Source organism: Asanoa hainanensis (assembly GCF_900188485.1).
GTDB classification, from domain to species: domain Bacteria; phylum Actinomycetota; class Actinomycetes; order Mycobacteriales; family Micromonosporaceae; genus Asanoa; species Asanoa hainanensis.
Window position 1 is genome coordinate 1 of record NZ_FZPH01000018.1, and the last position, 20753, is coordinate 20753.

A 20753-nucleotide genomic window follows, 5' to 3' on the forward strand; every position below is an offset into this window, starting at 1 on the left:
GGCCCAGTCGACACCGACCCTCACCGCTCGCGCCGCGCCGCCGTCATCAGTCACACTCAACCCAAGCTCCTCCGCTGCTCAACCCAGTGGGGAAGCACCTGGTGGTTCGGGACATCACCGCCGGACGCTCATTGACGGGCGCTCAACGGCGCAGTAGCCCTGTTGCCAGTCGGGATGTCCCGGACCGCCAGACCCCGCGGAAACTCCCGCAGGCCCTCAAACCGGGGGCTGCAACGGTTGGCGATGATCTAACGGCCCAGGTGCTACCCGGCCATCCAACAACCAGGCAGCACCAGGATCACCCAATGAGCAACGGTCCGGGCCACCGCGAACCCGGGAAAGCCGGGTTGTATGACGTTGAGAAAGTGGTCTGTATCACGACCTGATCTTGATGCTTCGGGCCTCGTCCAACCTGCCCTTCGGGTGACGTTCGAGCCCGTCGGGATCCGGTAGGGCGCGCGGAGTCCCCAGGGGGTACCGTCGGCGTGGCGTCCGGCGAGCGGCTTCGGCCGCCCACGCCGGTGGGGGAAGATGGTGCCATGAAGGGCGGAGAGCGATGAGCGCAGAGGATCTCGAGAAATACGAGACCGAGATGGAGCTGCAGCTCTACCGGGAATACCGCGATATCGTCCGCCAATTCTCTTATGTCGTCGAGACGGAGCGCCGCTTCTACCTCGCCAACCAGGTCGACCTGCACGTCCGCAACTCGGACGGCGAGGTCTACTTCGAGGTCGAGATGCACGACGCCTGGGTCTGGGATATGTACCGTCCTGCCCGCTTCGTCAAGAATGTCCGAGTGATGACCTTCAAGGACGTCAACGTCGAAGAGCTCGAGAAGCCCGACATCTCCCTCCCGGCCGACTCCGGCTTCGGCAGCTGACGACGCCTACCACAACGCCACCCCCGGCGGGCGTTATCCACAATCCACAGGCCGCCGTACGCGCCGTTGCCGCTCCCCCTGGCCACGACGAGGCTGCCATGCATGAATCGGTACGCACTCCGTAACGCCACGCTGTATCTCGCTGCCGTCGTGCTGGTGGTCGCGATCGCGATCCTCGTGCCGGTCGGGAGGCTGGCCTCGCCCTCCGCGGCCAGGTTCGGGCCGGCGGTCGGCGCCGCGTTGGCCAGAGGATTTCCGGCGGCGGTCCGGGCCGGCCCGGCGGTCACCGTGGCGGCCGCCTACTCGCCCTTGGCCATGCCGCCGCTATCGGCGGACCTCGCGCCTAACGAGTTCACGTCGCGATCGTCGGCCACGTTGCTCGGCCGGTCGCGTGGAGCACTCCCGTTGTTTGCTCGATCGCGTGGTCGGGCGCCTGACCTGAGCGAGCCGGGTCCGCCTGTTCTTTCTATGGTGGCGGCACCTGTTGGTCGGTTCAGGCCGCCGGTCGCCCCGCCGCTGCGGGTCACTCGGCGGTTCGACGGGCCGCCCAGACCCTGGCGGCCGGGTCATCGCGGCGTCGACCTGGCCTCGGTGCCCGGCGCCACCGTGTGGGCGGCCGGCTCTGGCGAGGTCGTCTTCGCCGGCACCGTGATCAACCGGCAGGTCGTCAGCATCGAGCACGCGGGTGGGCTGCGCACCACCTACGAGCCACTGATCCCGGCGGTCCGTAAGGGCGACCACGTCGCGGCCGGCGACCCGATCGGGATGGTCGCGCCCGGGCACGCGGGGTGTCCCGCACCGGCCTGCCTGCACTGGGGCCTACGTCGGGACGGCGAGTATCTCGACCCGATGCTCCTACTTGGCTTCCGGGTCCGGCTGTTGCCCATCTAGACCCCGCCGATCGGTAGGGCCGGCGCTGGCGGGCGGTTATCGGAGAAGGGAGGGGAGGCGTTCGGCGAAGCGGTCGTACTCGGCGGCTTGGTTGTAGACCTGGCCGCAGATCCGCAGCCAGCCACGGCCGTTCCAGGCGTTGAGGCTGACCTCGGTCTTGAGCTCGTCGGAGATCCGCTCCCGCAGGGTGACGGCATCGGGTTGGGTGGTGGCGACGCCCTCGGGTAAGGGTAGGAGGCGCATGGGCACGTCGGGGCCGCCCGGGTCGGGCAGCTCCTCCGGTGTCAGGCCCAGGGCCGTGCCGATCACCCGCTGCCCGTAGGCGGCGAGGGCCGCGTTGTGCTCACGCACGCGGTCGATGCCGAGGCCGCGCAGGGTGAACAGGCCGACCGGCGCGGCCAGCCACGGCGTGTAGTCCAGCGTCGCCTGGAACTCGACGTTGTCGGGGAAGCCCTTCGGCTGGAGCCACGACACGACGAGCGGCTCGATCTGGTCGACCCAGCGCTCGGCGACGCTGAGCACGGCGGTGCCGCGCGGCGCGTACGCCCATTTGTGGAAGTTGCCCACCCAGAAGTCGGCGCCGATGCGGTCGACCTCGACCGGCAGCATGCCGGGGGCGTGGGCACCGTCCACGAGCACCGCCACGCCCAGCCGGGCCGCGACGGTGGCGATGGTCGCGACGGGAAGCTGGTACGCGGTCGACGACGTGACCTGGTCGACGATCAGCAGCCGGGTGCGGTCCGGACGCAACGCGGCGCGGATCCGCGCCACGACCTCGGTCTCGCTCGCCCGCAGCGGCAGCGTGACCAGGCCGGCCGTGGCACCAGTGCGGGCGCACTCGCGCTCGACGGCGTATGAGATCGACCCGTACCCGTGGCTGGTGGTCAGGATCTCGTCGCCGGGCCGCAGCCGCAGCGACTGGAGCGCGATCGCGATGCCGGTGGTCGCGTTGCCGACCAGCGCGGTGCGGTCCGGGTCGGCGCCGAGGAACGTCGCGAGGTGCCGCCGGGTGTGCGCGATGCGGTCGAAGAAGCCACGGTCGAAGAACCGCAGCGGGTTGCTCTCGACCTCGTCGCGTAGGCGCTGCTGAGCGCGTTGCACGTTGATCGGCACCGCGCCGAACGAGCCGTGGTTGAGATGTGCCACGCCCGGGTCGAGCGAGAAGAGCAGCCGGGCACCGGGGATCGGGGTGGGCGGTTGCGGCTCAACCACGCGTGGACCTCATACCGATGATCGTACGAGTCGTCCCGCTGATCGGGGCCGGGTCCGCCGTAGGCTTCGTGAATGGCCTCCCGCGACGCGCACTGCTCGTTCTGTGGCGCCGCCTACGCGCCCGACCAGCCCTGGCCGCGGGTCTGCGCGGCGTGCGGCGAGACCACGTACCGCAACCCGGTCCCGGTCGCGGTCGCGGTGCTGCCGGTCGACGACGGCGTGCTGGTCATCCGGCGGGCGATCCCGCCGCGCGTGGGCCTGCTGGCCTTGCCGGGCGGCTTCGTCGACCACGGCGAGTCATGGCAGCGGGCGGTGACCCGCGAGCTGTTTGAGGAGACCGGGATCGTGGTCGCGGATTCCGACGTGTCACTCTTCGACGTGCACAGCGCCCCGGACGGCACGGTGCTCATCTTCGGCCTGCTCCCGGCGACGACCGCGGCGGCGCTGCCGGCGTCGACCCCGAACGCCGAGGTCGCCGGCTGGCAGGTCACGCGCGACACCACCGACCTGGCCTTCGACCTGCACGCCCGAGTCCTGACCCGCTACCTTTCGGACCGAATCTCCGCCTGACCCCACCCCGCACGATGGACAAGGCGGGAGGGCGTACCGTCGCGATCGTGCTTGAACGTGTTCAACTTCCCTATTCGACGCCCGGGCAGCGGGCCCTTGCGTGGCTCGCCGCCGGATACTGCGCCAGCATCGCCGCCGTTATCGCGCCGGACTGGCCGGAACTCACTCCGTTCCTCGCCATCCCCGTCCTGGCCACCGCCCTGCCGGCCGTCATCCGCCCGCCGCGCGGTTTCCAGGTCGCGATCGGTTTGGCGATCGCGGCGCTCGTGCCGTTCAGCGTGTTGTTCTACTTCCTCGCCTGCGTGCATCTGGCGGCCGTCATCCCCTTGGCGCTCGCGCCGACCCGGGCCGCCGCCCGCGCACCGGTCATCCTCGGTGTGACCTGCGGCGCGCTGCTCCTGTTGCCGCTCGGGTTCTTAGCCGACGCGACGTGGTGAGGTCAGGCGCGCGGGTGGGCCTGGCGGTAGGCGGCGCGCAGGCGCTCCATGGAGACGTGTGTGTAGATCTGCGTCGTGGCGAGTGACGCGTGCCCGAGCAGCTCCTGCACCGCCCGCAGGTCGGCACCGCCCTCCAGCAGGTGGGTGGCGGCCGAGTGGCGGAGACCGTGCGGCGTGGTGTGGGGGAGGCCGGACGCTCGGGCGTACCCGCTGACGAGCCGCCGCACCACCGTCGCCTGCAGGCGGCCACCCCGCGCGCCGAGGAACAACGCGTCGGCGCTGGCGGGCGTGGACAGCGCGGACCGGCCCAACCGGAGCCAGTCGTCGACCGCCTCCTGCGCCGGTTGTCCATAAGGGACCGAGCGTTCCTTGTTGCCCTTGCCGAGCACCCGGACCACGCGACGGCCGGCGTCGACGTCGGCCCGGTCCAGTCCGCACAGCTCGCTGACCCGGATGCCGGTGGCGTACAGCAGCTCCAACACCGCGCGGTCGCGCAGCAGCGTCGGCGCGGCCTCGTCACCCGGTGCCAGCACGAGCTCGGTCGCCTGGTCGGCGCGCAGCACGGCGGGCAGGTCGCGGTTCGCCTTGGGCGTGGCGAGTTGGGCGCCGACATCGCTGTCCAGCAGCCCGCCGCGGTGCGCCCACGCGCTGAACGTGCGGGCCGCGGCGGCCCTGCGGGCCAGGGAGGCACGGGCGCCGCCGAGCGTACGCAGGCGGGCCAGCCAACTGCGCAGCACGGCGAGGTCGAGGTCGCCCGGGGTCGCGCCGCCCATCCGCACGGCGTGGTCGAGCAACGAGACGACATCGCCGACGTACGCGCGTACGGTGTGGGCCGATCGATTCTCGACCTGTGCCAGGTGCCGCGCGAACTCGTCGACCGCCTCGCGCATCGCGGGCGGAAGCGACTCGTGGAGTGCCTGCGTCGATCGGGCCATCACCGCGACGGTCACCGCCGTCGGACCTCACGTCAAGCCGCCGCGCCGTCGTTGTCAGGCGGCCGCTAATCCGGCGGCGATGATCAGGCCGAGGCCGACGACGAGGTAAACGGCCGGTGGGCGCAGCCAGCCGCCCGGGCCCTCGGCGGCCCGCGCACCACCCGTCGTGGCGGCGTAGAGGCCGGCCGCGAGCAGGGGGAGGCCGGCGATCAGCAGCATTCCGGAGACGATGCCCGCGATGACCAGGTCGCCGCTGAACATCGAGTCGAAGAAGATCCGCAGTGCGCCGATCTCGAAGATGGCGGTGACCACGCCGTAGATCAGCAACAGGCCCGGCCGGCGCGTGCGGTAGACGCCGTCGGCGGGCGCACCGGGTGCGGCACCCGGGCGGCGCATCGGCTCGGTCGGGAAGCGCTGGGTCTCGTCCCGCGGTGCGATGGGCGGCATCAGGCCCGTGGGCGCGTTCAGACCGTCGGCGGGCAGACCCGGTCCGCCCGGCCCTGGTTCGGGGAGCGACAGCGGCGGCGGCACCGGCTCGCCGACCGGGATGTGCGGCTCCATCGGCACGGAACGGGGCATCTCGCCCGTCGCCGGGGCGCTCGGGTCGACCGCGTACAACCTCGGGGGTCCGTCGTCCATCGGGCGCCGCATGCCGTCGGCCGGCAACGGGCGCGCGGAGGTGTTCCACGACGGCTGGTCCGGCGGGCCGTCGCCGCTCCACCGCGGATCGCCCGGTGCGCCGCCGTAGCCGCTCACGAACCCGTTGAACGACGGCTCGGCACCGCGGTCGCCGCCGGCCTCGCGGGGGTAGCCACCCTCGCGCCAGCCGCCACCGCCCGTGCCCTGGTCGTCATCGGTCCAGCGCTGTTGCTGCTCGTCGTCCGGGTACCCGCGTCGTCCGTCCACGCGCCGCACGGTAATTGAGGTTCCTCGGAACCGGCCAGCCGGGTATCCGAAATGCGAGTTTAAGCGCGGCGATTCCGGTCCCGGTGGAGTGATGTATCACGCTCCGTGGTGCTGGGCGCCGGTTTCCACAGGCCATCGTTGTCCACAGGGGAGGGTGCGGTCTCACCTGTTGGTCACGCATCGTCGGCCCATGACGGTGGTACGACAGGCATTCGGCGCGTGGGGTGAACGGCGGGCGGCGCAGCACCTGGCCGACGAGAGCTTCCGGATCGTCGCGCGCAACTGGCGCTGCCCGCTCGGTGAGATCGACATCATCGCGTGGGACGGCGACGCACTGGTCTTCTGCGAGGTGAAGACCCGGCGCGGGCTCGGCTTCGGTGTGCCGGCCGAGGCGGTGGTGGCGGCCAAGGCGCGCCGCCTGCGCAGGCTCGGGGCGCGGTGGCTGGCCCTGCACACCAACGCGCATCCGCGCGAGATCCGGTTCGACGTGATCGCCGTCCTGGTCCGTCGTCCGGGCAACGTCGAGATAGACCACATCCGTGGCGCCTTCTAGCACAGTCCGGGCACGGCGTGTGCGTTGTCCACAACCGAGAGTTGTCCACAGGCGTCGAGCGGGATCATGCCTCCGCCCGGCACCGTCGTACCTCGTGAGCTACGCGAAGGTGCTGTCCGTCGGGTTGGTCGGTGTCACCGGACACCTGGTCGAGGTCGAGGCCGACCTCTCCGCCGGGCTGCCCGCCGTCGTGATGTCCGGGCTGCCGGACACGGCTCTCAACGAAGCCCGCGACCGGGTACGAGCGGCGGTTGTCAACTCCGGTGAGCGCTGGCCCAACCGGCGCATCACCGTCAACCTGCTGCCCGCGACCCTGCCCAAATACGGCTCTGCCTTCGACATGGGCATCGCGGCGGCACTGTTGGGGGCGGCCGGCGAGCTACCGCTAGCTGCCCTCGACGGTGTCGTGATCCTGGGTGAGCTAGGTCTCGACGGCAGCGTGCGCCCCGTGCGCGGGGTGTTGCCGATGGTCGTCGCGGCCCTGCGCGCCGGCATCAACCGCGCGGTGGTGCCGCTGGCCAACGCGGCCGAGGCCGCGGTCGTGCCGGGCGTCACGGTCAAGGCGGTCGAGACCCTGCACCGGCTGGTGGCCTACGTCCGCACCGGTGGCGCGTTGCTCGACCCGCCCTCCGACCACCCGCCACCCGAGCCGCCGATGCTCGACCTGGCCGACATCGCGGGCCAGGCAATGGGCCGGCGCGCGATCGAGGTGGCTGCCGCCGGCGGACATCACGTGGCCCTCTTCGGTCCGCCAGGTGCTGGGAAAACGATGCTCGCCGAGCGGTTGCCGTCGCTGCTGCCTGCGCTTGACGACGACGCCGCCCTCGAGGTCTCGGCGTTGCACTCGGTGGCCGGGTTGCTGCCCGAGGGCGGTCGCCTGGTGCGTCGCCCGCCGTTCCAGGCTCCGCACCATTCGGCGACGCTCGCCGCGCTGGTCGGTGGCGGCTCCGGTCTGGCCCGACCGGGCGCGGTCTCGCTGGCGCATCGAGGCGTCCTGTTTCTAGACGAAGCCCCCGAATTCGCCGCCAGGGCGCTCGAGGCGCTCCGCCAGCCGCTGGAGTCCGGCCGGGTGCTGCTGAGCCGCACGGGCGGCACGACCGAATACCCGGCCAGGGTCCAGCTCGTCGTCGCGGCCAACCCCTGCCCCTGTGCCAAGCCGCAGGGAGACGCGCACTGCGAGTGCACGCCGCTGGCCCGGCGCCGCTACCTGGGCCGGCTGTCGGGGCCGCTGCTCGACCGCATCGACGTCCAGATCGAGCTGATGCCGGTCACCGCCGCCGACCTGTTCGTCACCAGCGGCGGTGGCGAGCCGTCGGCCGACGTGGCCGAGCGGGTGGCCAAGGCCCGGGCGGCCGCGTCCGCGCGCTGGTCGGCCGAGCGCTGGCGGGTCAACGCCGAAGTGCCCGGCCCGCGCCTGCGCCAGCCACCCTGGCGGTTGCCGCCGCGCGACACCCAGCCGTTGCGCCGGCGGCTCGACAGCGGGTCGTTGTCGGCCCGGGGCTTCGACCGGGTCCTCCGGCTGGCCTGGTCGATCGCCGATCTCGACGGCCGCGACCGGCCGAACGTTGACGACGTCGACGAGGCGCTGGCGCTCCGTACGGGTGGCGGGAGGCGGTTCGATGGCTGAGCCCGACCTCCGGCTGGCCCGGGTCGCGCTGACCCTGCTCGCCGAGCCCGGCACCCGGGCGGTGCACCGGCTGGTCGCCCGGCACGGCCCGCACGACGCGCTGTCGATGGCGTTGGCGGGCGAGATCCCGGACGACGCGGCCCGCGACGCCGTCCGCGCCCGCCTGGCCGCCGGCGACCCCCGCCCGGCGGCCGAGGCCGCGCTGGCGACGGGGGGCCGGCTCGGGGCCCGCGTGGTGATCCCGGAAGACGACGAGTGGCCCGCGCAGCTCGCCGGGCTCGAACACGTCCGACTCGCCGGCACCGACCGCCGGGTCGACCGTGAGCTGGCGCCGCCGTTGTGTTTCTGGGTGCGCGGGACCTGGCCGCTGGCCGAGGCGTTCGACCGCTCGGTCGCGATCGTGGGCTCGCGGGCGGCGACCCAGTACGGCGAGCACGTCGCCACGGACCTCGCCTACGGCCTGGCCGAACGCGAGTGGACGGTGGTGTCGGGCGGTGCGTTCGGCATCGACGCGGCCGCGCATCGGGGTGCCCTGGCCGTCGGCGGGCTGACCGTGGCGGTGCTCGCGTGCGGCATCGAGCGCGCCTACCCGGTCGCCAACACGGCCCTGTTCGACCGCATCGCCGACACCGGCCTGCTGGTCAGCGAGTGGCCACCGGGCGCCGACCCACTGCGGCCGCGCTTCCTCATCCGCAACCGGGTGATCGCCGCGGCCACCCGGGGCACGGTCCTGGTCGAGGCCGCCGCGCGCAGCGGAGCCACCCAGACCGTGCGGCGTGCGCTCGCTCTGCGCCGTCCGGCCATGGTCGTGCCCGGGCCGGTCACGTCGGCCATGTCGGTCGGCTGCCACGAGATCCTGCGCCAGCACGACGGCGCGCGGCTGGTCACCAACGTCGCGCACGTCCTGGAAGAGGTCGGCCGGATCGGCGCCGACCTGGCCCCGGTGGCGCAAGGCCCAGAACAGCCACGCGACCAGCTCGACGACCAGGCGACCTTCGTGCTGGAGTCGATGCCTCGGCGCGGCGCGATCACACCGGACGCGCTGGCCGTCCGGGCGGGCGTCGACATCCGCACGACCCTGCGCAAGCTCACGCTGCTGGAAACGCTGGGCTTCGTCGCCCGCCGCGCGGGCGGTTACGGCCTCGTCCCACTCGCCCTCCGCCGCCCGGGGCCGCCATGACAGCGCCCAACGCGGACTTCGCGGGCGCATGCGGATGGCTCCGCCCCCGTCCCGCTCGCTTCCCGCCGCCCCGAGCCTCCATGGCGGCGTCCGACGCCGGTCTCGCGGGCGCGCACCGAGCTGCCCGGCTGCGGGTGGGCGGTCTCCGTTGCCCGCGGTGGTTGGCGGTCCGTGTGCTGGCGGCGCGGGCGGTGATCGTCGAGGTGATCGAGCTTGTGTGCGTGGCTCGGCCTCCCTCGCCCGAGGCCCTTCATCCGGAGTCAAGGAGTACGCGCGATGACCTATCCGACGGAGGACGAGATGAATGAGCGCCTGCGGGCGGGCGTGGACGCTGCCGCCCGACGAAGGTCGGAACGCCACAGGTGCAGGGCTGCCTTCGCCGCGACCCGCGGAGCCGGCCTCGAACTGCGCCATGCCACCAAGCTCGCGCACCTGGATCGAGAACTCGCCGACCTCCCCGACCCGACCCCGCCGCCCTGACGACCCGGGCTGGGTTGGCGCTGCCTGGGTCCGCACGCCTCGGCTGGGGTGGCCGTGTCGGGCGCGAGCGGTGGGACGGCGTCGGGTCAGAGCGGCAGCAGTTGGCGCTGTCACCCATCGCAGCCACGGAATCTGGATCTTGGCGAATGGAGCGAATCGATCGCAACTGACAACCAGCCATATAACCGACGCAACGGCGATTGATTGTCGTGGTGGAAGGGTCCGTGGAGGTGGGGAAGGGTGGCGACCGCAGACGGCGTACACTTGGGTTTTGGCGACCGCCGCAGGGCGGTCGACCTCGCGCGCCCTTCTCGCGTTCGCGTCCTTGTGGCTCGAGGTGAGCGACGGTCCCCTGGTCCTGATTTTGATTGGGCCCACCATGACCGTCGACCGGGCGCCAGGACGCTCGGCCGCCCGGCCGGCGTGACAACCAGGGACAACACGAGGAGTACCCCACCATGGCCGTCGTGACCATGCGTCAGCTGCTGGAGAGCGGTGTCCACTTCGGGCACCAGACCCGGCGCTGGAACCCGAAGATGAAGCGCTTCATCTTCACCGAGCGTAACGGTATTTACATCATCGACCTGCGCCAGACTCTCGACTACATCGAGAAGGCGTACGAGTACATCCGCACCACCGTCGCCGAGGGTGGAAGCGTGCTGTTCGTCGGCACGAAGAAGCAGGCGCAGGAAGCGATCGCGGAGCAGGCCTCGCGGGTCGGCATGCCCTACGTGAACCACCGCTGGCTGGGCGGCATGCTCACCAACTTCCAGACGGTCTACAAGCGGCTGCAGCGGATGAAGGAGCTCGAGGCGCTCGGCGACCTCAGCGGCACCGCCGCCGGCTACACCAAGAAGGAGACCCTGCAGCTCTCGCGCGAGAAGATCAAGCTGACCCGCACCCTGGGCGGCCTGCGCGACATGCAGAAGATCCCGGCCGCCGTGTGGATCGTCGACACCAAGAAGGAGCACATCGCGGTTGACGAGGCCCGCAAGCTGGGCATTCCGGTCATCGCGGTGCTCGACACCAACTGCGACCCCGACGAGGTCGACTTCCCGATCCCGGGTAACGACGACGCGATCCGGTCGGCCGAGCTGCTGACCAAGGTCGTCGCGGCCGCCGTCGCCGATGGTCTGATCGCCCGCTCGGGCCGTGGTCAGCGTGGCGGCGACGACAAGCCGGAGCCGGGTGTCGTCGGCACCGACGAGCCGCTGGCCGAGTGGGAGCGCGAGCTCCTCGAGGGCGCGGACAAGAAGGCCGACGAGAAGCCCGCCGACGAGACCGCAACCGTCGCCGCGGAATGAGCTGGCCCCGGGCCCGCCCTACCGGGCGGGCCCGGCCACGACCCCCACTAACCATCAAAAGAGAGAGTCATGGCTGACTTCACCGCCGCGGACGTCAAGAAGCTCCGCGATCTCACCGGCGCCGGCATGATGGACAGCAAGAAGGCGCTCACCGAGGCCGACGGCGATTTCGACAAGGCCGTCGAGGTGCTGCGGATCAAGGGTGCGAAGGACGTCGGCAAGCGCGCCGGGCGTACCGCCGCCAACGGTCTGGTGGCGCACTCCGGCCGGGCGTTGCTCGAGCTCAACTGCGAGACCGACTTCGTCGCCAAGAACGCCGACTTCGTCGCGCTCGCGCAGCAGCTCGTCGAGCACGCCGAGGCCGCCGGTGTCACCGACGTCGAGGCGCTGCTGGCGAGCAAGCTCGCCGACGGCCGCACCGTCGCCGACACCGTCCAGGAGGCTTCGGCCAAGATCGGCGAGAAGCTGGTGCTCAACCGCTTCGCCGTCCTTGACGACAGCGGCTCCGTCGGCGTCTACCTGCACCGCAAGAGCCAGGACCTGCCGCCCGCGGTGGGCGTGCTCGTGCAGTACACCGGCAAGAGCGACGAGGCCGCCGACGCCGACGCGCGTGGCGTGGCGATGCAGATCGCCGCGATGCGTCCGAAGTACCTCACGCGTGACGAGGTGCCGGCCGACGTCGTCGAGTCCGAGCGCCGCATCGCCGAGGAGACCGCCCGCGAAGAGGGCAAGCCCGAGGCCGCGCTGCCGAAGATCGTCGAGGGTCGCACCAACGCCTTCTTCAAGGACTTCGTGCTGCTCGAGCAGGCTTCGGTCGCTGACAACAAGAAGTCCGTCAAGCAGGTCGTCGGCGAAGCCGGCATCGAGGTGACGCGGTTCGTCCGCTTCGAGGTCGGCCAGGCCTGACCGGCTGCCGCGCCCCCGTCCGTCGGGCGGGGGCGCGCCACCGGCTGGGGGCGCCGGTGGCCCGCGTGGGCAACACGCTCCAGGCGGCACCGGATCGGTGCCGCGGCGACGGGCACCGGAGATCGGTGCCGGGAAGCGATGCGCACCGACGGGGTGCCGAGGCGAGAGGCGGTCGGATGACGGACGTGGCAGGCGAGTCGACGCAGGTGGTCGAGGATCCCACCGCACCTCCTCCGGGCCGGCCCCGCCGGGTCGTACTCAAGCTGTCCGGTGAGGTCTTCGGCGGTGGCATGGTCGGTGTCGACCCCGACGTGGTGCAGGCCGTCGCCCGCCAGATCGCCTCCGTGGTCCGCCGCGGCGTCCAGGTCGCCGTCGTCGTCGGTGGTGGCAACTTCTTCCGGGGTGCCGAGCTGCAGAAGCGCGGCATGGACCGCGCCCGGGCCGACTACATGGGCATGCTCGGCACCGTCATGAACTGCCTGGCCCTCCAGGACTTCCTGGAGAAGGAGGGCATCGAGACCCGCGTGCAGAGCGCGATCACGATGGCGCAGGTCGCCGAGCCGTACATCCCGCTGCGGGCGATCCGGCACCTGGAGAAGGGCCGCGTGGTCATCTTCGGTGCGGGCGCCGGTATGCCCTACTTCTCCACCGACACCGTCGCCGCCCAGCGTGCGCTGGAGATCCGTGCCGACGTGGTGTTGATGAGCAAGAACGGTGTCGACGGGGTCTACACCGCCGATCCGCGTACGGACCCGACGGCCAGCAAGTTCGACTCGGTCACGTTCGCCGAGGTGCTCCGGCGTGGGCTGCGGGTGGCCGACGCCGCCGCGTTCAGCCTCTGCGAGGAGAACGGCTTGCCGATGCTGGTGTTCGGCGCCGAGGGCGACGACACGATCATGAGGGCCGTCGCCGGCGAGCGCATCGGCACCTTGATCACAGCCAACTGAGAGCCACATCCCCAGAAGGAGGCGACGGACCCGGTGATCGACGACACACTCCTCGAGGCCGAGGAAAAGATGGATGGCGCGGTCAGCCACGCCAAGGAGGAGTTCGCCGCGATCCGCACGGGTCGGGCCAACGCCGCGATGTTCTCCAAGATCATCATTGACTACTACGGCACTCCGACGCCGCTGACCCAGATGGCGTCCGTCGGCACGCCGGAGCCTCGGATGGCGATCATCAAGCCGTACGACAACTCGCAGCTCGCCGCGATGGAAAAGGCGATCCGCGACTCGGACCTCGGTGTCAACCCCAACAACGAGGGCAACCAGCTGCGCATCGTGCTCCCGCAGATGACCGAGGAGCGGCGCCGCGACATGATCAAGGTGGCGCGGCACAAGGCCGAGGAAGCCAAGATCGCGGTGCGCAACGTACGACGCAAGGCCAAGGAAGAGCTCGACCGGCTGGTGAAAGACGGCGAGACCGGGGAAGACGACGGTCGACGGGGCGAGAAGGACCTTGACGACCTGACCCACCGGTACGTCACCCAGATCGATGAACTCCTCAAGCACAAGGAGACCGAGCTGCTCGAGGTCTGAGTCGGAGAATGCCGCAGGTGCAGTAGGCTCGGCACGATTCCTCCTGGTCAGGAGATCGATGGGCGAAGGGGGCTCGGCGACATGAGACGTTCGACGGCGGGCTCGATTGTGGCGTGATGTCCTACTCCGACCCCTATTCGAGCGCTGATCCGCTTCGGGCGCGACACTCCGGTGTCGCGCCCGAGAAGTACGACCCCGGGTTTCCGACCAACCTCGATGTCCCGGGGTGGGCCGGCCCCACACAGCCCGGCATCGGACTGCCGGAGCCGGACCCGCGTCGGGAGCAGGACGTCAACGGCTACACCGCCGAAACGGCCCAGCTCCCGTTGGTCACCCCGCGCGCCCAGCACCAGCCCGGCGGCGGCGACGACGCCGGCGAGGACCCCGCGCCGCCGCGTCGCCCCGGCCCCGGCAAGCGCCGCGCCGGCCCGGGTAAGCCGCCGACCGCGCAGAAGACCAGCCGCGCCGGTCGCAACCTGCCGGCCGCGATCGGCGTCGGCGTCACCCTCGGTGCGGTCCTGCTCGTCTCGCTGTACGCGTACAAGCCCGCCTTCCTCGGCGTCCTCGCGCTGGCCGTCGCGGTCGGCATCTGGGAGGTCAGCCGCGCGTTCCGTCAGGTCAAGGCCCACCCGCCGGCGATCCCGCTGATCGCGGGCGGGGTGCTGATGGTCGGCCTGGCCTGGTACGCCGGTGCCGACGCCCTGATGCTCGGCCTGGTGGCGACGCTGCTCGCGGCGACCGTGTGGCGGCTCGCCGACGGGCCGAAGGGCTTCAAACAGGACCTGACCGCGTCCGTCCTGATCGCGGTCTACGTGCCGTTCCTCGCCGGGTTCGCCGCGCTGCTCGCGGTGCCGCAGGACGGCGCCGACCGGGTCCTGGTCGTGCTGATCGGCGTCGTCCTCTCCGACACCGGCGGCTACGCGGCCGGTGTCTTCCTGGGCCGCCATCCGATGGCGCCGAGCGTGAGCCCCAAGAAGTCGTGGGAAGGGTTCGGCGGCTCGCTCGTCGCAGCCGCCATCGGCACCGCCCTGAGCTGCTACTTCCTGCTCAGTGTCGACTTCTGGTGGGGTGCGCTGATCGGCGCGGCCATCAGTGTGGCGGCGGTCCTCGGCGACCTCGGCGAGTCGATGCTCAAGCGCGACCTGGGCATCAAGGACATGAGCCGGCTGCTCCCGGGTCACGGCGGGCTGATGGACCGCCTCGACTCCATCCTGTTCGCGGTCCCGACCGCCTACCTGCTGCTGGCGATCTTCGCTCCGGTGCGCTGACCCGCCCTACGGTGGGCGGGGAAAGCGACGTTTCGGAAATCACTTCCGGCGAAAACGGTGTACGCGGATTGCTGCGCGACCGGCGGCCATTGGGGCATTTGCAGGGCTTGCGGCCGCGCATCACCTTCCCGCACTTTCGGCCGTGCCTATCGTGATGCGGGGGTAAATGCGGGCTTTTCGCGTGGCGCGGACCCGGCAGCGAAGCGCAGCAAGCGGTGCGCGCGGGAGCGAACGGTCGTGCCCACGACGTACGTGCGTCGATGAATTGGCTTTTGATCTCACTATTTCTGTTCCGGCACCCGGGCAGGTGAAGGTGATCGAACAGCCGTGGGAGACTTGAGCCGCCATGACGAGCCTGCCCATCATTCAGTCGGCCGCGACCGCCGGGCGGCGGCCGGCGATGCCGCCGCGCCATCTTGCCGATCTCGACGTGTCGGGCCGTGAGGACGCGTTGGTCGCGCTCGGTGAGCCGCGGTTCCGCGCGCGGCAGCTGTCGACGCATTACTTCGGCCGGCTGGTGCGCGACCCCGACGCGATGACCGACCTGCCCGCCGCGACCCGCGCGAAGATCGCGGACGACCTGCTGCCGCGGCTCCTGACACCGGTACGGGAGATGGCCACCGACGACGGCGCCACCCGCAAGGCGTTGTGGCGGCTGCACGACGGCTCGCTCGTCGAGAGCGTGCTGATGGGCTATCCGGATCGCGTCACCGTCTGCATCTCCAGCCAGGCCGGTTGCGGTATGGCCTGTCCGTTCTGCGCGACCGGCCAGGCGGGGCTGACCCGCAACCTGTCCACCGCGGAGATCGTCGACCAGGCGGTCTACCTCGCGGGCGTCGCCGCGTCCGGTGCGATCGCCGGGTCGCCGTCGCGGCTCTCGCACATCGTGTTCATGGGCATGGGCGAGCCGCTGGCCAACTACAACCGGGTCCTGGCGGCCGTGCGGCGGTTGACCTCGCCGGCGCCCGAGGGTCTCGGGCTGTCACAGCGACACATCACGATCTCGACGGTCGGCCTGGTGCCGGCGATGCGCAAGCTGGCCGACGAAGACCTACAAGTGACTCTTGCGTTGTCGCTGCACGCGCCCGATGATGATCTGCGCGATGAACTGGTGCCGGTCAACCAACGGTGGAAGGTGGCCGAGGTGCTCGACGCCGCGTGGCATTACGCGGATCGCACGGGGCGCCGTGTTTCCGTCGAATACGCGATGATCAAAGACGTGAACGACCAGCCGTGGCGGGCTGATCTGCTCGGGCGTCTGTTGGCCGGGCGGCTCGCCCACGTCAACCTCATTCCGCTCAACCCGACTCCGGGCAGCAAGTGGGATGCGAGTGCCAAGCCGGTCGAGCGCGAGTTCGTCCGGAGGCTGCGCGCGGCGGGCGTGTCGACTACCGTGCGTGACACCAGGGGTCGCGAGATCGACGGCGCGTGCGGTCAGCTCGCGGCGTCCGAGGTGCCGACATGACCGCGTTCGGGGCCGCGGCCGAGCGAACTAACCAGGAGACATAGTGGCGAGCCAGGGTCAACGATTCCGCCGTCGGGCACTGCGTCGCGGCTACAAGGTCGACGAGGTCGACGCCTTCCTGGACCGCGTCGAGGCGACCCTCGCCGGCGATCCGATCGGCCAGCCGGTCGGTGCGCAGGAGGTTCACGACGTCGTCTTCCGGGTCCGGTTCGGCGGGTACGACGAATGGCAGGTCGACCTGCACCTCGACCGCGTCGAGCGGCAGGTCGGCGAGCTCGAGGAGCGCAACGGCCGCTTCTCCGGCCCCGACCGGATGGGCCTGCCGGACCGCATGGGTCCGCCCGGCCAGCTCGGTCCCCCGGACCGGATGGGTCCGCCGGACCGGATGGGCCCGCCCGGCCAGCTCGGTCCGCCGATCCCGGCGCCGCCGGCCGGGTCCTTCGGCCCGCCGCCGGACCGCCGTGCCGCGGCCATGGGCGGTAACCCGCTGCCGACGCGGCCGATCCCCAACGACGACCCGTACGCGCGTCCGGGCGGCCCCCCGCCGTACGGTGGCGGCTTCGACGCCGGCCCGCGCGGCTACGACGGCCCGCAGGGTGGCGGACCCGTGCCGGGCGCTGGCCCTGGCGCGCCCGCGATGCGCGGTGGCGGGTTCCCGCCGCAGGACGACGGCTACGACGGCCCGGAGCAGCCCGGCCGCCGCGGCCGGATGGACATGACCGCGGAGATCCGGATGCCGGAGCGCGGCGACCCGGGCCGAGGCGGTCCGGGTGACCCTCGTGGCGGTCCCGGCATGGGTGGCGGTCCCGGTATGGGCGGCGGTCCTGGCATGGGCGGGCCCGGCATGGGCGGCGGTCCTGGCATGGGTGGCGGTCCCGGTATGGGTGGTGGCCCCGGCCTGGCGATGGGTGGCGCGCCCGGTGGCGGCATGGGCGCTCCCGGCATGGGTGGCCCGCCGCTGATGGGCCCGCCCGGCAGCGACCTCGCGCGGGTCGACTCGATGCGGCGGTCGTTCCAGGTCCGCCGGTTCGGCAGCGGCTACGACCCGATGCAGGTCGACCGCTTCTTCGAGGACGTACTGACCGGCATGACCGGCCGCGGCCCGATCCCGACCACGGACGCCGACTTCGACGCGGCCCAGTTCGGCCTGGTGCCCGGAGGCTACTTCGAGGCCGAGGTCGAGCAGGCGCTGCTGGAAATCCGCGACATCGTCCGGCGGCGCTGAGCCGCTCGTTGTTTCAGCCATCCCGCCCGCTGGTCTCGCTGACCGGTGGGCGGGATTGCTTTGGCTGGACGCGTGGCGGCCGCCGGCTCTGGCGATGCGGTATCGAGGTCGAGCGCGGTCGGGCTCTGCGGGCGAGCCGGCGGCTCCGCGCCGACTCGGCTTCCGGACCGGACGCTGGCCCGAATGCTTAGCGTGCTGCCGTCGGCCGTCTCCGATGGCGGTGCGTGCAGTGCCGGCTTCGAGGCTTCGGGCCTGGTGCTGGAGCGACCGATGGCGGCGCCCGCGCGTTGCGGGTGTGGAGACCGGCGGGTCCGGTGCTGGGAGCCCGAGCAGGGCGTCTGTGCGCTACGCGGTGCGGAGCTCGCTGGTTGGCCCTTCGTGGCGGCGTCCACCGGCAGGTCGGGTCTTGCGGTCTGGCCCGGGCGCTCGAGCGGCACGTCGCGGTGCGGCGAGACTCGGAAGCGCCCGCCGGTAATCCGAGCCCAGCAGACGCGCCAGGTGGCACGGAATCCCTGCGGATCCCAGGTGGACGCGCCTGGTGCGCTCGGGATCGGCGCGGCGTTTGGTCTTGCGGCGCGGGCCTGGCAGCGATGCGGAGCGAGCGGTCCCCGGCGGGAGCGACGGTCGCGCCCACGACGGACCCGGGAAAGCCGGGTCTGGATCGTTCGCGGTTTGGCTGCCGACCGGACGCGGCCGGGCCGGCTTTAGGAGCGTAGGCCGTTGCGGCGGAGGACGGAGTCGCCGATGACCGCGAGGATCAGGGCGGCGGCGATGCCGTTGAGCCAGATGCGCTCGACGCCGGTGACCTCGTTGTTGCAGAACTGCATCAGCACCAGTGAGATGGCGACGACGATCGCGCCGATCCGGCCGCCCTTGCGGTGGCCCGGCTTCCTCTGGTCAGGGGCGATGACCGGCTCGTGCTCTGCCACCTCGTGGCTCCTCCCTCGGCTGCGTGCGGAGATCAGTGTGGCACGTCCGTGGCGTCGAGGATCGGGCACCCCGGCTCGTCGGGTAGCGTTTTCGCCGTACCTGACTCGCTTTTGATCTTGGGGGTTTGCTGCCGTGCGAGTGACCGGGACGGGACATGCCTCCATGCGGATCGACACCCCAGCGGGGAGCATCCTGTGTGATCCATGGGTGAATCCGGCCTATTTCGCCTCGTGGTTCCCCTTCCCCGACAACTCGCTGCTCGACTGGGAGACGCTCGGCCAGGTCGACTACCTGTACCTGAGCCACCTGCACCGCGACCACTTCGACGCCGCGCACCTGCGGCGGTTCGTGTCGAAGAAGGCGCGCGTGTTGCTGCCGGAGTACCCGACCAGCGAGCTCGAGGACCAGCTCCGCGAGTTGGGCTTCACTGACTTCATCAAGACCGTGTCGGAGGAGGTTCTCGAGCTCGACGGCGGTCTGAAGGTCATGATCCAGGCGCTGACGTCGCCGACGGACGGGCCGATCGGTGACTCCTCTCTGTGGGTCGAGTACGACGGCGTGCGGCTGCTCAACCAGAACGACGCCCGGCCGACCGACCTGGCGCTCTTCGAGTCGCTGGGCCACGTGCACGCGCACATGCTGCAGTTCTCGGGCGCGATCTGGTACCCGATGGTCTACGAGCTGCCCCAAGCCGCCAAGACCGCGTTCGGCAAGCAGAAGCGGGACCGGCAGTTCGACCGGACCTGGCGCTACATCGACGACCTGAAGGCGTCGCACGTCTTCCCGATCGCCGGGCCGCCGTGCTTCCTGGACGACGAGCTGTGGCAGTTCAACGACATCTTCGGCGACGAGGGCAACATCTTCCCGGACCAGTCGGTCTTCATGAAGGAGTACGCCAAGGTCGGCGGCACCAACGGCGTCGTCCTCCTGCCCGGCAGCGTCTCGGAGATCACCGAGACCTCGATCGAGACGACACACCCGACCGACGTCGACGAGTTCTTCGCCAACAAGGTCGCGCACCTCGAGGAGATGCGGGAGCGCAAGCGCCCGATCATCGAGGCCGAGAAGGCGTCGTGGCGGCACCCCGAGATCGACGTGCTCAAGGAGATGAAGCGGCGGATCGAGCCGCTCCTCGAAGAGTCGATCTACCTGGCCAAGGGCGTCGGGGGACCGGTCCGCTTCGACCTGGTCGGCTACGACGGCGACGCGGTCGAGTCGATCGTGGTGGACTTCCCGGGCAAGGAGGTCCGGCGGTACGCGGACGAGAAGGTCCGCTACCGCTTCCGCACCGAGCGCGCGCTCATCGAACACCTCCTTTTCATCGACGAGGTCGACTGGGTCAACTCGCTGTTCCTCTCGTGCCGCTTCTCCGCGGCGCGGATCGGGCAGTACAACGAGTTCGTCTACGCCTTCTTCAAGTGCCTGTCCGAGGAGCGGCTGCAGTACGCCGAGGGCTGGTACGACGAGCACGAGCGCACCACCGACGCCGAGGACATCACCCTCGGCGACTGGGTCGTGCAGCGGCGCTGCCCGCACCTGAAGGCCGACCTCACCCGCTTCGGCATCGTCGACGGCGACCAGCTGACCTGCCAGCTGCACGGGTGGCGGTTCGACCTGCCGAGCGGGCGCTGCCTCACCGGCGTCGGCCACCAGATCCGCGCACGCCGCGCCGGCGAACCGGCACCGGCCACGGACGGCGACACACCCGAAGCGGCGGCTACGCCGGCCTAGCCGGTGTCGGCCGCGGGCGTTGACGCTTCCGGAGCGGCGGCTGTGCCGGTCGGTCCAGGCGGTACCGACCCACGGACAGCGACGCACCCGCGTCGACAGCGCACGCCGCCCGAGGCCGCATCCGCCGCGGACAGTGACGCCGCCGGAGCCGCGGTAACGGCGGTCGGGCTGGTCAGCGGAGTAGGAAGGCTAGCTCCGTCTCCCATTTGTCGACCGGCACCTCGGCCGGGTTGGAGTTGTAGGTCTCTAGTCGGCAGCGCCAGACGTCGCCGGCGGGGGAGTCGTGGTGGTCGAACTCCAGGTGGCGGCCGTGTGCCCAGCCGAGGAGGTTGGCGGTCACGTCCAGGAGCTCGTCGGGGTGGCCGACGTGGGTGACGGTCACGTAGCGGCCCGCGGGTAGGACGTCGGCGAAGATCTCGCCGCTGCAGGCGACGGGCATGTTGACCGGGACGCCGGCCTCGATCTCGAGGTCGCCGGCCATGTCGATCACGTTGTATTTGAGGAACGGTGGGCCGACCGGCGCGATGCCGCGTTGCCTCAGGAACGTGAACAGATCAGGGATGCGGTCGGCGATGTCGGCGATCGAACTCATCGTCACCGTGCGCTTGATGGCGATGTAGTCCTGCGCCGGACGGTCGGTCACGGTGGGCTCGGTGGTCACGGCCGGTCCTTTCGTGGTGGCTCGATGCGACCGGACCATTATGTGCGGGGGCTC

General features: G+C 71.1%; 21 protein-coding genes. 16 read left to right on the plus strand and 5 right to left on the minus strand.

Annotated elements, in window-relative coordinates; all coding sequences use genetic code 11:
* Positions 1–556: 556 nt before the first annotated feature.
* Together CHC05_RS32980 and CHC05_RS43540 are read left to right on the plus strand one after the other, a co-directional pair.
* On the plus strand, positions 557–880 hold the full coding sequence (locus tag CHC05_RS32980; RefSeq protein WP_011905215.1) for a DUF2469 domain-containing protein: 324 nt from the start codon (positions 557–559) through the stop codon (positions 878–880).
* Positions 881–982: 102 nt separating this feature from the next.
* A complete protein-coding gene (locus CHC05_RS43540) occupies positions 983–1771 on the plus strand; it encodes a murein hydrolase activator EnvC family protein (RefSeq protein ID WP_245871343.1) in 789 nt (262 codons plus the stop codon).
* Positions 1772–1807: 36 nt separating this feature from the next.
* Here the strand turns inward: CHC05_RS43540 and CHC05_RS32990 are convergent, their stop codons facing one another.
* Complete coding sequence (locus CHC05_RS32990; protein WP_089254555.1) at positions 1808–2983, minus strand: aminotransferase class V-fold PLP-dependent enzyme; 1176 nt, start codon at positions 2981–2983, stop codon at positions 1808–1810.
* 72 nt (positions 2984–3055) lie between these two features.
* On the opposite strand from CHC05_RS32990, the gene CHC05_RS32995 reads away from it, so the two are divergent.
* Both CHC05_RS32995 and CHC05_RS33000 read left to right on the plus strand, forming a co-directional pair.
* Positions 3056–3553, plus strand: coding sequence for an NUDIX domain-containing protein (locus CHC05_RS32995; RefSeq protein ID WP_089254556.1), 498 nt, complete (start codon positions 3056–3058; stop codon positions 3551–3553).
* 47 nt (positions 3554–3600) lie between these two features.
* On the plus strand, positions 3601–3990 hold the full coding sequence (locus tag CHC05_RS33000; RefSeq protein WP_144022886.1) for a hypothetical protein: 390 nt from the start codon (positions 3601–3603) through the stop codon (positions 3988–3990).
* A gap of 2 nt (positions 3991–3992) precedes the next feature.
* On the opposite strand, the gene CHC05_RS33005 is transcribed toward CHC05_RS33000, so the two are convergent.
* Both CHC05_RS33005 and CHC05_RS33010 read right to left on the minus strand, forming a co-directional pair.
* Complete coding sequence (locus CHC05_RS33005; RefSeq protein WP_089254673.1) at positions 3993–4925, minus strand: tyrosine recombinase XerC; 933 nt, start codon at positions 4923–4925, stop codon at positions 3993–3995.
* 54 nt (positions 4926–4979) lie between these two features.
* On the minus strand, positions 4980–5831 hold the full coding sequence (locus tag CHC05_RS33010; protein WP_089254558.1) for a hypothetical protein: 852 nt from the start codon (positions 5829–5831) through the stop codon (positions 4980–4982).
* Positions 5832–6021: 190 nt separating this feature from the next.
* On the opposite strand from CHC05_RS33010, the gene CHC05_RS33015 reads away from it, so the two are divergent.
* The 11 genes from CHC05_RS33015 to CHC05_RS33060 all read left to right on the plus strand — a co-directional run bounded on the left by CHC05_RS33015 (position 6022) and on the right by CHC05_RS33060 (position 17377).
* Positions 6022–6384 carry a YraN family protein gene (locus CHC05_RS33015; protein WP_089254559.1) on the plus strand — a complete coding sequence of 121 codons (363 nt, stop codon included), beginning with the start codon at positions 6022–6024 and terminating at the stop codon, positions 6382–6384.
* 94 nt (positions 6385–6478) lie between these two features.
* A complete protein-coding gene (locus tag CHC05_RS33020) occupies positions 6479–8011 on the plus strand; it encodes a YifB family Mg chelatase-like AAA ATPase (protein ID WP_089254560.1) in 1533 nt (510 codons plus the stop codon).
* Entirely contained in the window at positions 8004–9191 is a 1188-nt protein-coding gene (dprA, locus tag CHC05_RS33025) for a DNA-processing protein DprA (protein ID WP_089254674.1), read from the plus strand. Before CHC05_RS33020 ends, dprA begins: the two co-directional genes overlap by 8 nt.
* A gap of 276 nt (positions 9192–9467) precedes the next feature.
* Entirely contained in the window at positions 9468–9671 is a 204-nt protein-coding gene (locus CHC05_RS41025; protein WP_144022887.1) for a hypothetical protein, read from the plus strand.
* Positions 9672–10129: 458 nt separating this feature from the next.
* A complete protein-coding gene (rpsB, locus tag CHC05_RS33030) occupies positions 10130–10975 on the plus strand; it encodes a 30S ribosomal protein S2 (protein ID WP_089254561.1) in 846 nt (281 codons plus the stop codon).
* Positions 10976–11044: 69 nt separating this feature from the next.
* A complete protein-coding gene (tsf, locus tag CHC05_RS33035) occupies positions 11045–11881 on the plus strand; it encodes a translation elongation factor Ts (protein WP_089254562.1) in 837 nt (278 codons plus the stop codon).
* Positions 11882–12057: 176 nt separating this feature from the next.
* The gene (gene pyrH / locus CHC05_RS33040; protein WP_089254563.1) at positions 12058–12828 is read left to right on the plus strand and encodes a UMP kinase; all 771 of its coding nucleotides are present in this window, start codon (positions 12058–12060) and stop codon (positions 12826–12828) included.
* Positions 12829–12861: 33 nt separating this feature from the next.
* Entirely contained in the window at positions 12862–13419 is a 558-nt protein-coding gene (gene frr, locus CHC05_RS33045; RefSeq protein ID WP_089254564.1) for a ribosome recycling factor, read from the plus strand.
* Between the two features lie 116 nt (positions 13420–13535).
* Entirely contained in the window at positions 13536–14687 is a 1152-nt protein-coding gene (locus tag CHC05_RS33050; protein ID WP_089254565.1) for a phosphatidate cytidylyltransferase, read from the plus strand.
* 346 nt (positions 14688–15033) lie between these two features.
* Positions 15034–16152: a dual-specificity RNA methyltransferase RlmN gene (gene rlmN / locus CHC05_RS33055; RefSeq protein ID WP_089254566.1), complete on the plus strand. Its 1119-nt coding sequence runs from the start codon at positions 15034–15036 to the stop codon at positions 16150–16152.
* A gap of 43 nt (positions 16153–16195) precedes the next feature.
* Positions 16196–17377 (plus strand): DivIVA domain-containing protein, encoded by a 1182-nt coding sequence (locus CHC05_RS33060; protein WP_089254567.1) that lies wholly within the window; start codon positions 16196–16198, stop codon positions 17375–17377.
* Positions 17378–18081: 704 nt separating this feature from the next.
* On the opposite strand, the gene CHC05_RS33065 is transcribed toward CHC05_RS33060, so the two are convergent.
* Positions 18082–18306 carry a hypothetical protein gene (locus tag CHC05_RS33065; protein ID WP_089254568.1) on the minus strand — a complete coding sequence of 75 codons (225 nt, stop codon included), beginning with the start codon at positions 18304–18306 and terminating at the stop codon, positions 18082–18084.
* 133 nt (positions 18307–18439) lie between these two features.
* Between CHC05_RS33065 and CHC05_RS33070 the strand changes: the two genes are divergently transcribed.
* The gene (locus CHC05_RS33070) at positions 18440–20038 is read left to right on the plus strand and encodes a Rieske 2Fe-2S domain-containing protein (protein WP_089254569.1); all 1599 of its coding nucleotides are present in this window, start codon (positions 18440–18442) and stop codon (positions 20036–20038) included.
* Between the two features lie 172 nt (positions 20039–20210).
* Here CHC05_RS33070 and CHC05_RS33075 read toward each other — a convergent pair whose 3' ends face one another.
* Complete coding sequence (locus CHC05_RS33075) at positions 20211–20699, minus strand: GyrI-like domain-containing protein (protein ID WP_245871344.1); 489 nt, start codon at positions 20697–20699, stop codon at positions 20211–20213.
* Between the last annotated feature and the right edge of the window lie 54 nt (positions 20700–20753).

Bases quoted from the DNA above. Each gene is read 5' to 3' on its own strand.
- CHC05_RS43540 (WP_245871343.1), top strand. From the start codon at position 983: ATGAATCGGTACGCACTCCGTAACGCCACGCTGTATCTCGCTGCCGTC.
- CHC05_RS32995 (WP_089254556.1), top strand. From the start codon at position 3,056: ATGGCCTCCCGCGACGCGCACTGCTCGTTCTGTGGCGCCGCCTACGCG.
- pyrH (WP_089254563.1), top strand. From the start codon at position 12,058: ATGACGGACGTGGCAGGCGAGTCGACGCAGGTGGTCGAGGATCCCACC.
- CHC05_RS41025 (WP_144022887.1), top strand. From the start codon at position 9,468: ATGACCTATCCGACGGAGGACGAGATGAATGAGCGCCTGCGGGCGGGC.
- dprA (WP_089254674.1), top strand. From the start codon at position 8,004: ATGGCTGAGCCCGACCTCCGGCTGGCCCGGGTCGCGCTGACCCTGCTC.
- rpsB (WP_089254561.1), top strand. From the start codon at position 10,130: ATGGCCGTCGTGACCATGCGTCAGCTGCTGGAGAGCGGTGTCCACTTC.
- CHC05_RS33015 (WP_089254559.1), top strand. From the start codon at position 6,022: ATGACGGTGGTACGACAGGCATTCGGCGCGTGGGGTGAACGGCGGGCG.
- rlmN (WP_089254566.1), top strand. From the start codon at position 15,034: ATGACGAGCCTGCCCATCATTCAGTCGGCCGCGACCGCCGGGCGGCGG.
- tsf (WP_089254562.1), top strand. From the start codon at position 11,045: ATGGCTGACTTCACCGCCGCGGACGTCAAGAAGCTCCGCGATCTCACC.
- CHC05_RS33005 (WP_089254673.1), bottom strand. From the start codon at position 4,925: ATGGCCCGATCGACGCAGGCACTCCACGAGTCGCTTCCGCCCGCGATG.
- CHC05_RS33050 (WP_089254565.1), top strand. From the start codon at position 13,536: ATGTCCTACTCCGACCCCTATTCGAGCGCTGATCCGCTTCGGGCGCGA.
- CHC05_RS32980 (WP_011905215.1), top strand. From the start codon at position 557: ATGAGCGCAGAGGATCTCGAGAAATACGAGACCGAGATGGAGCTGCAG.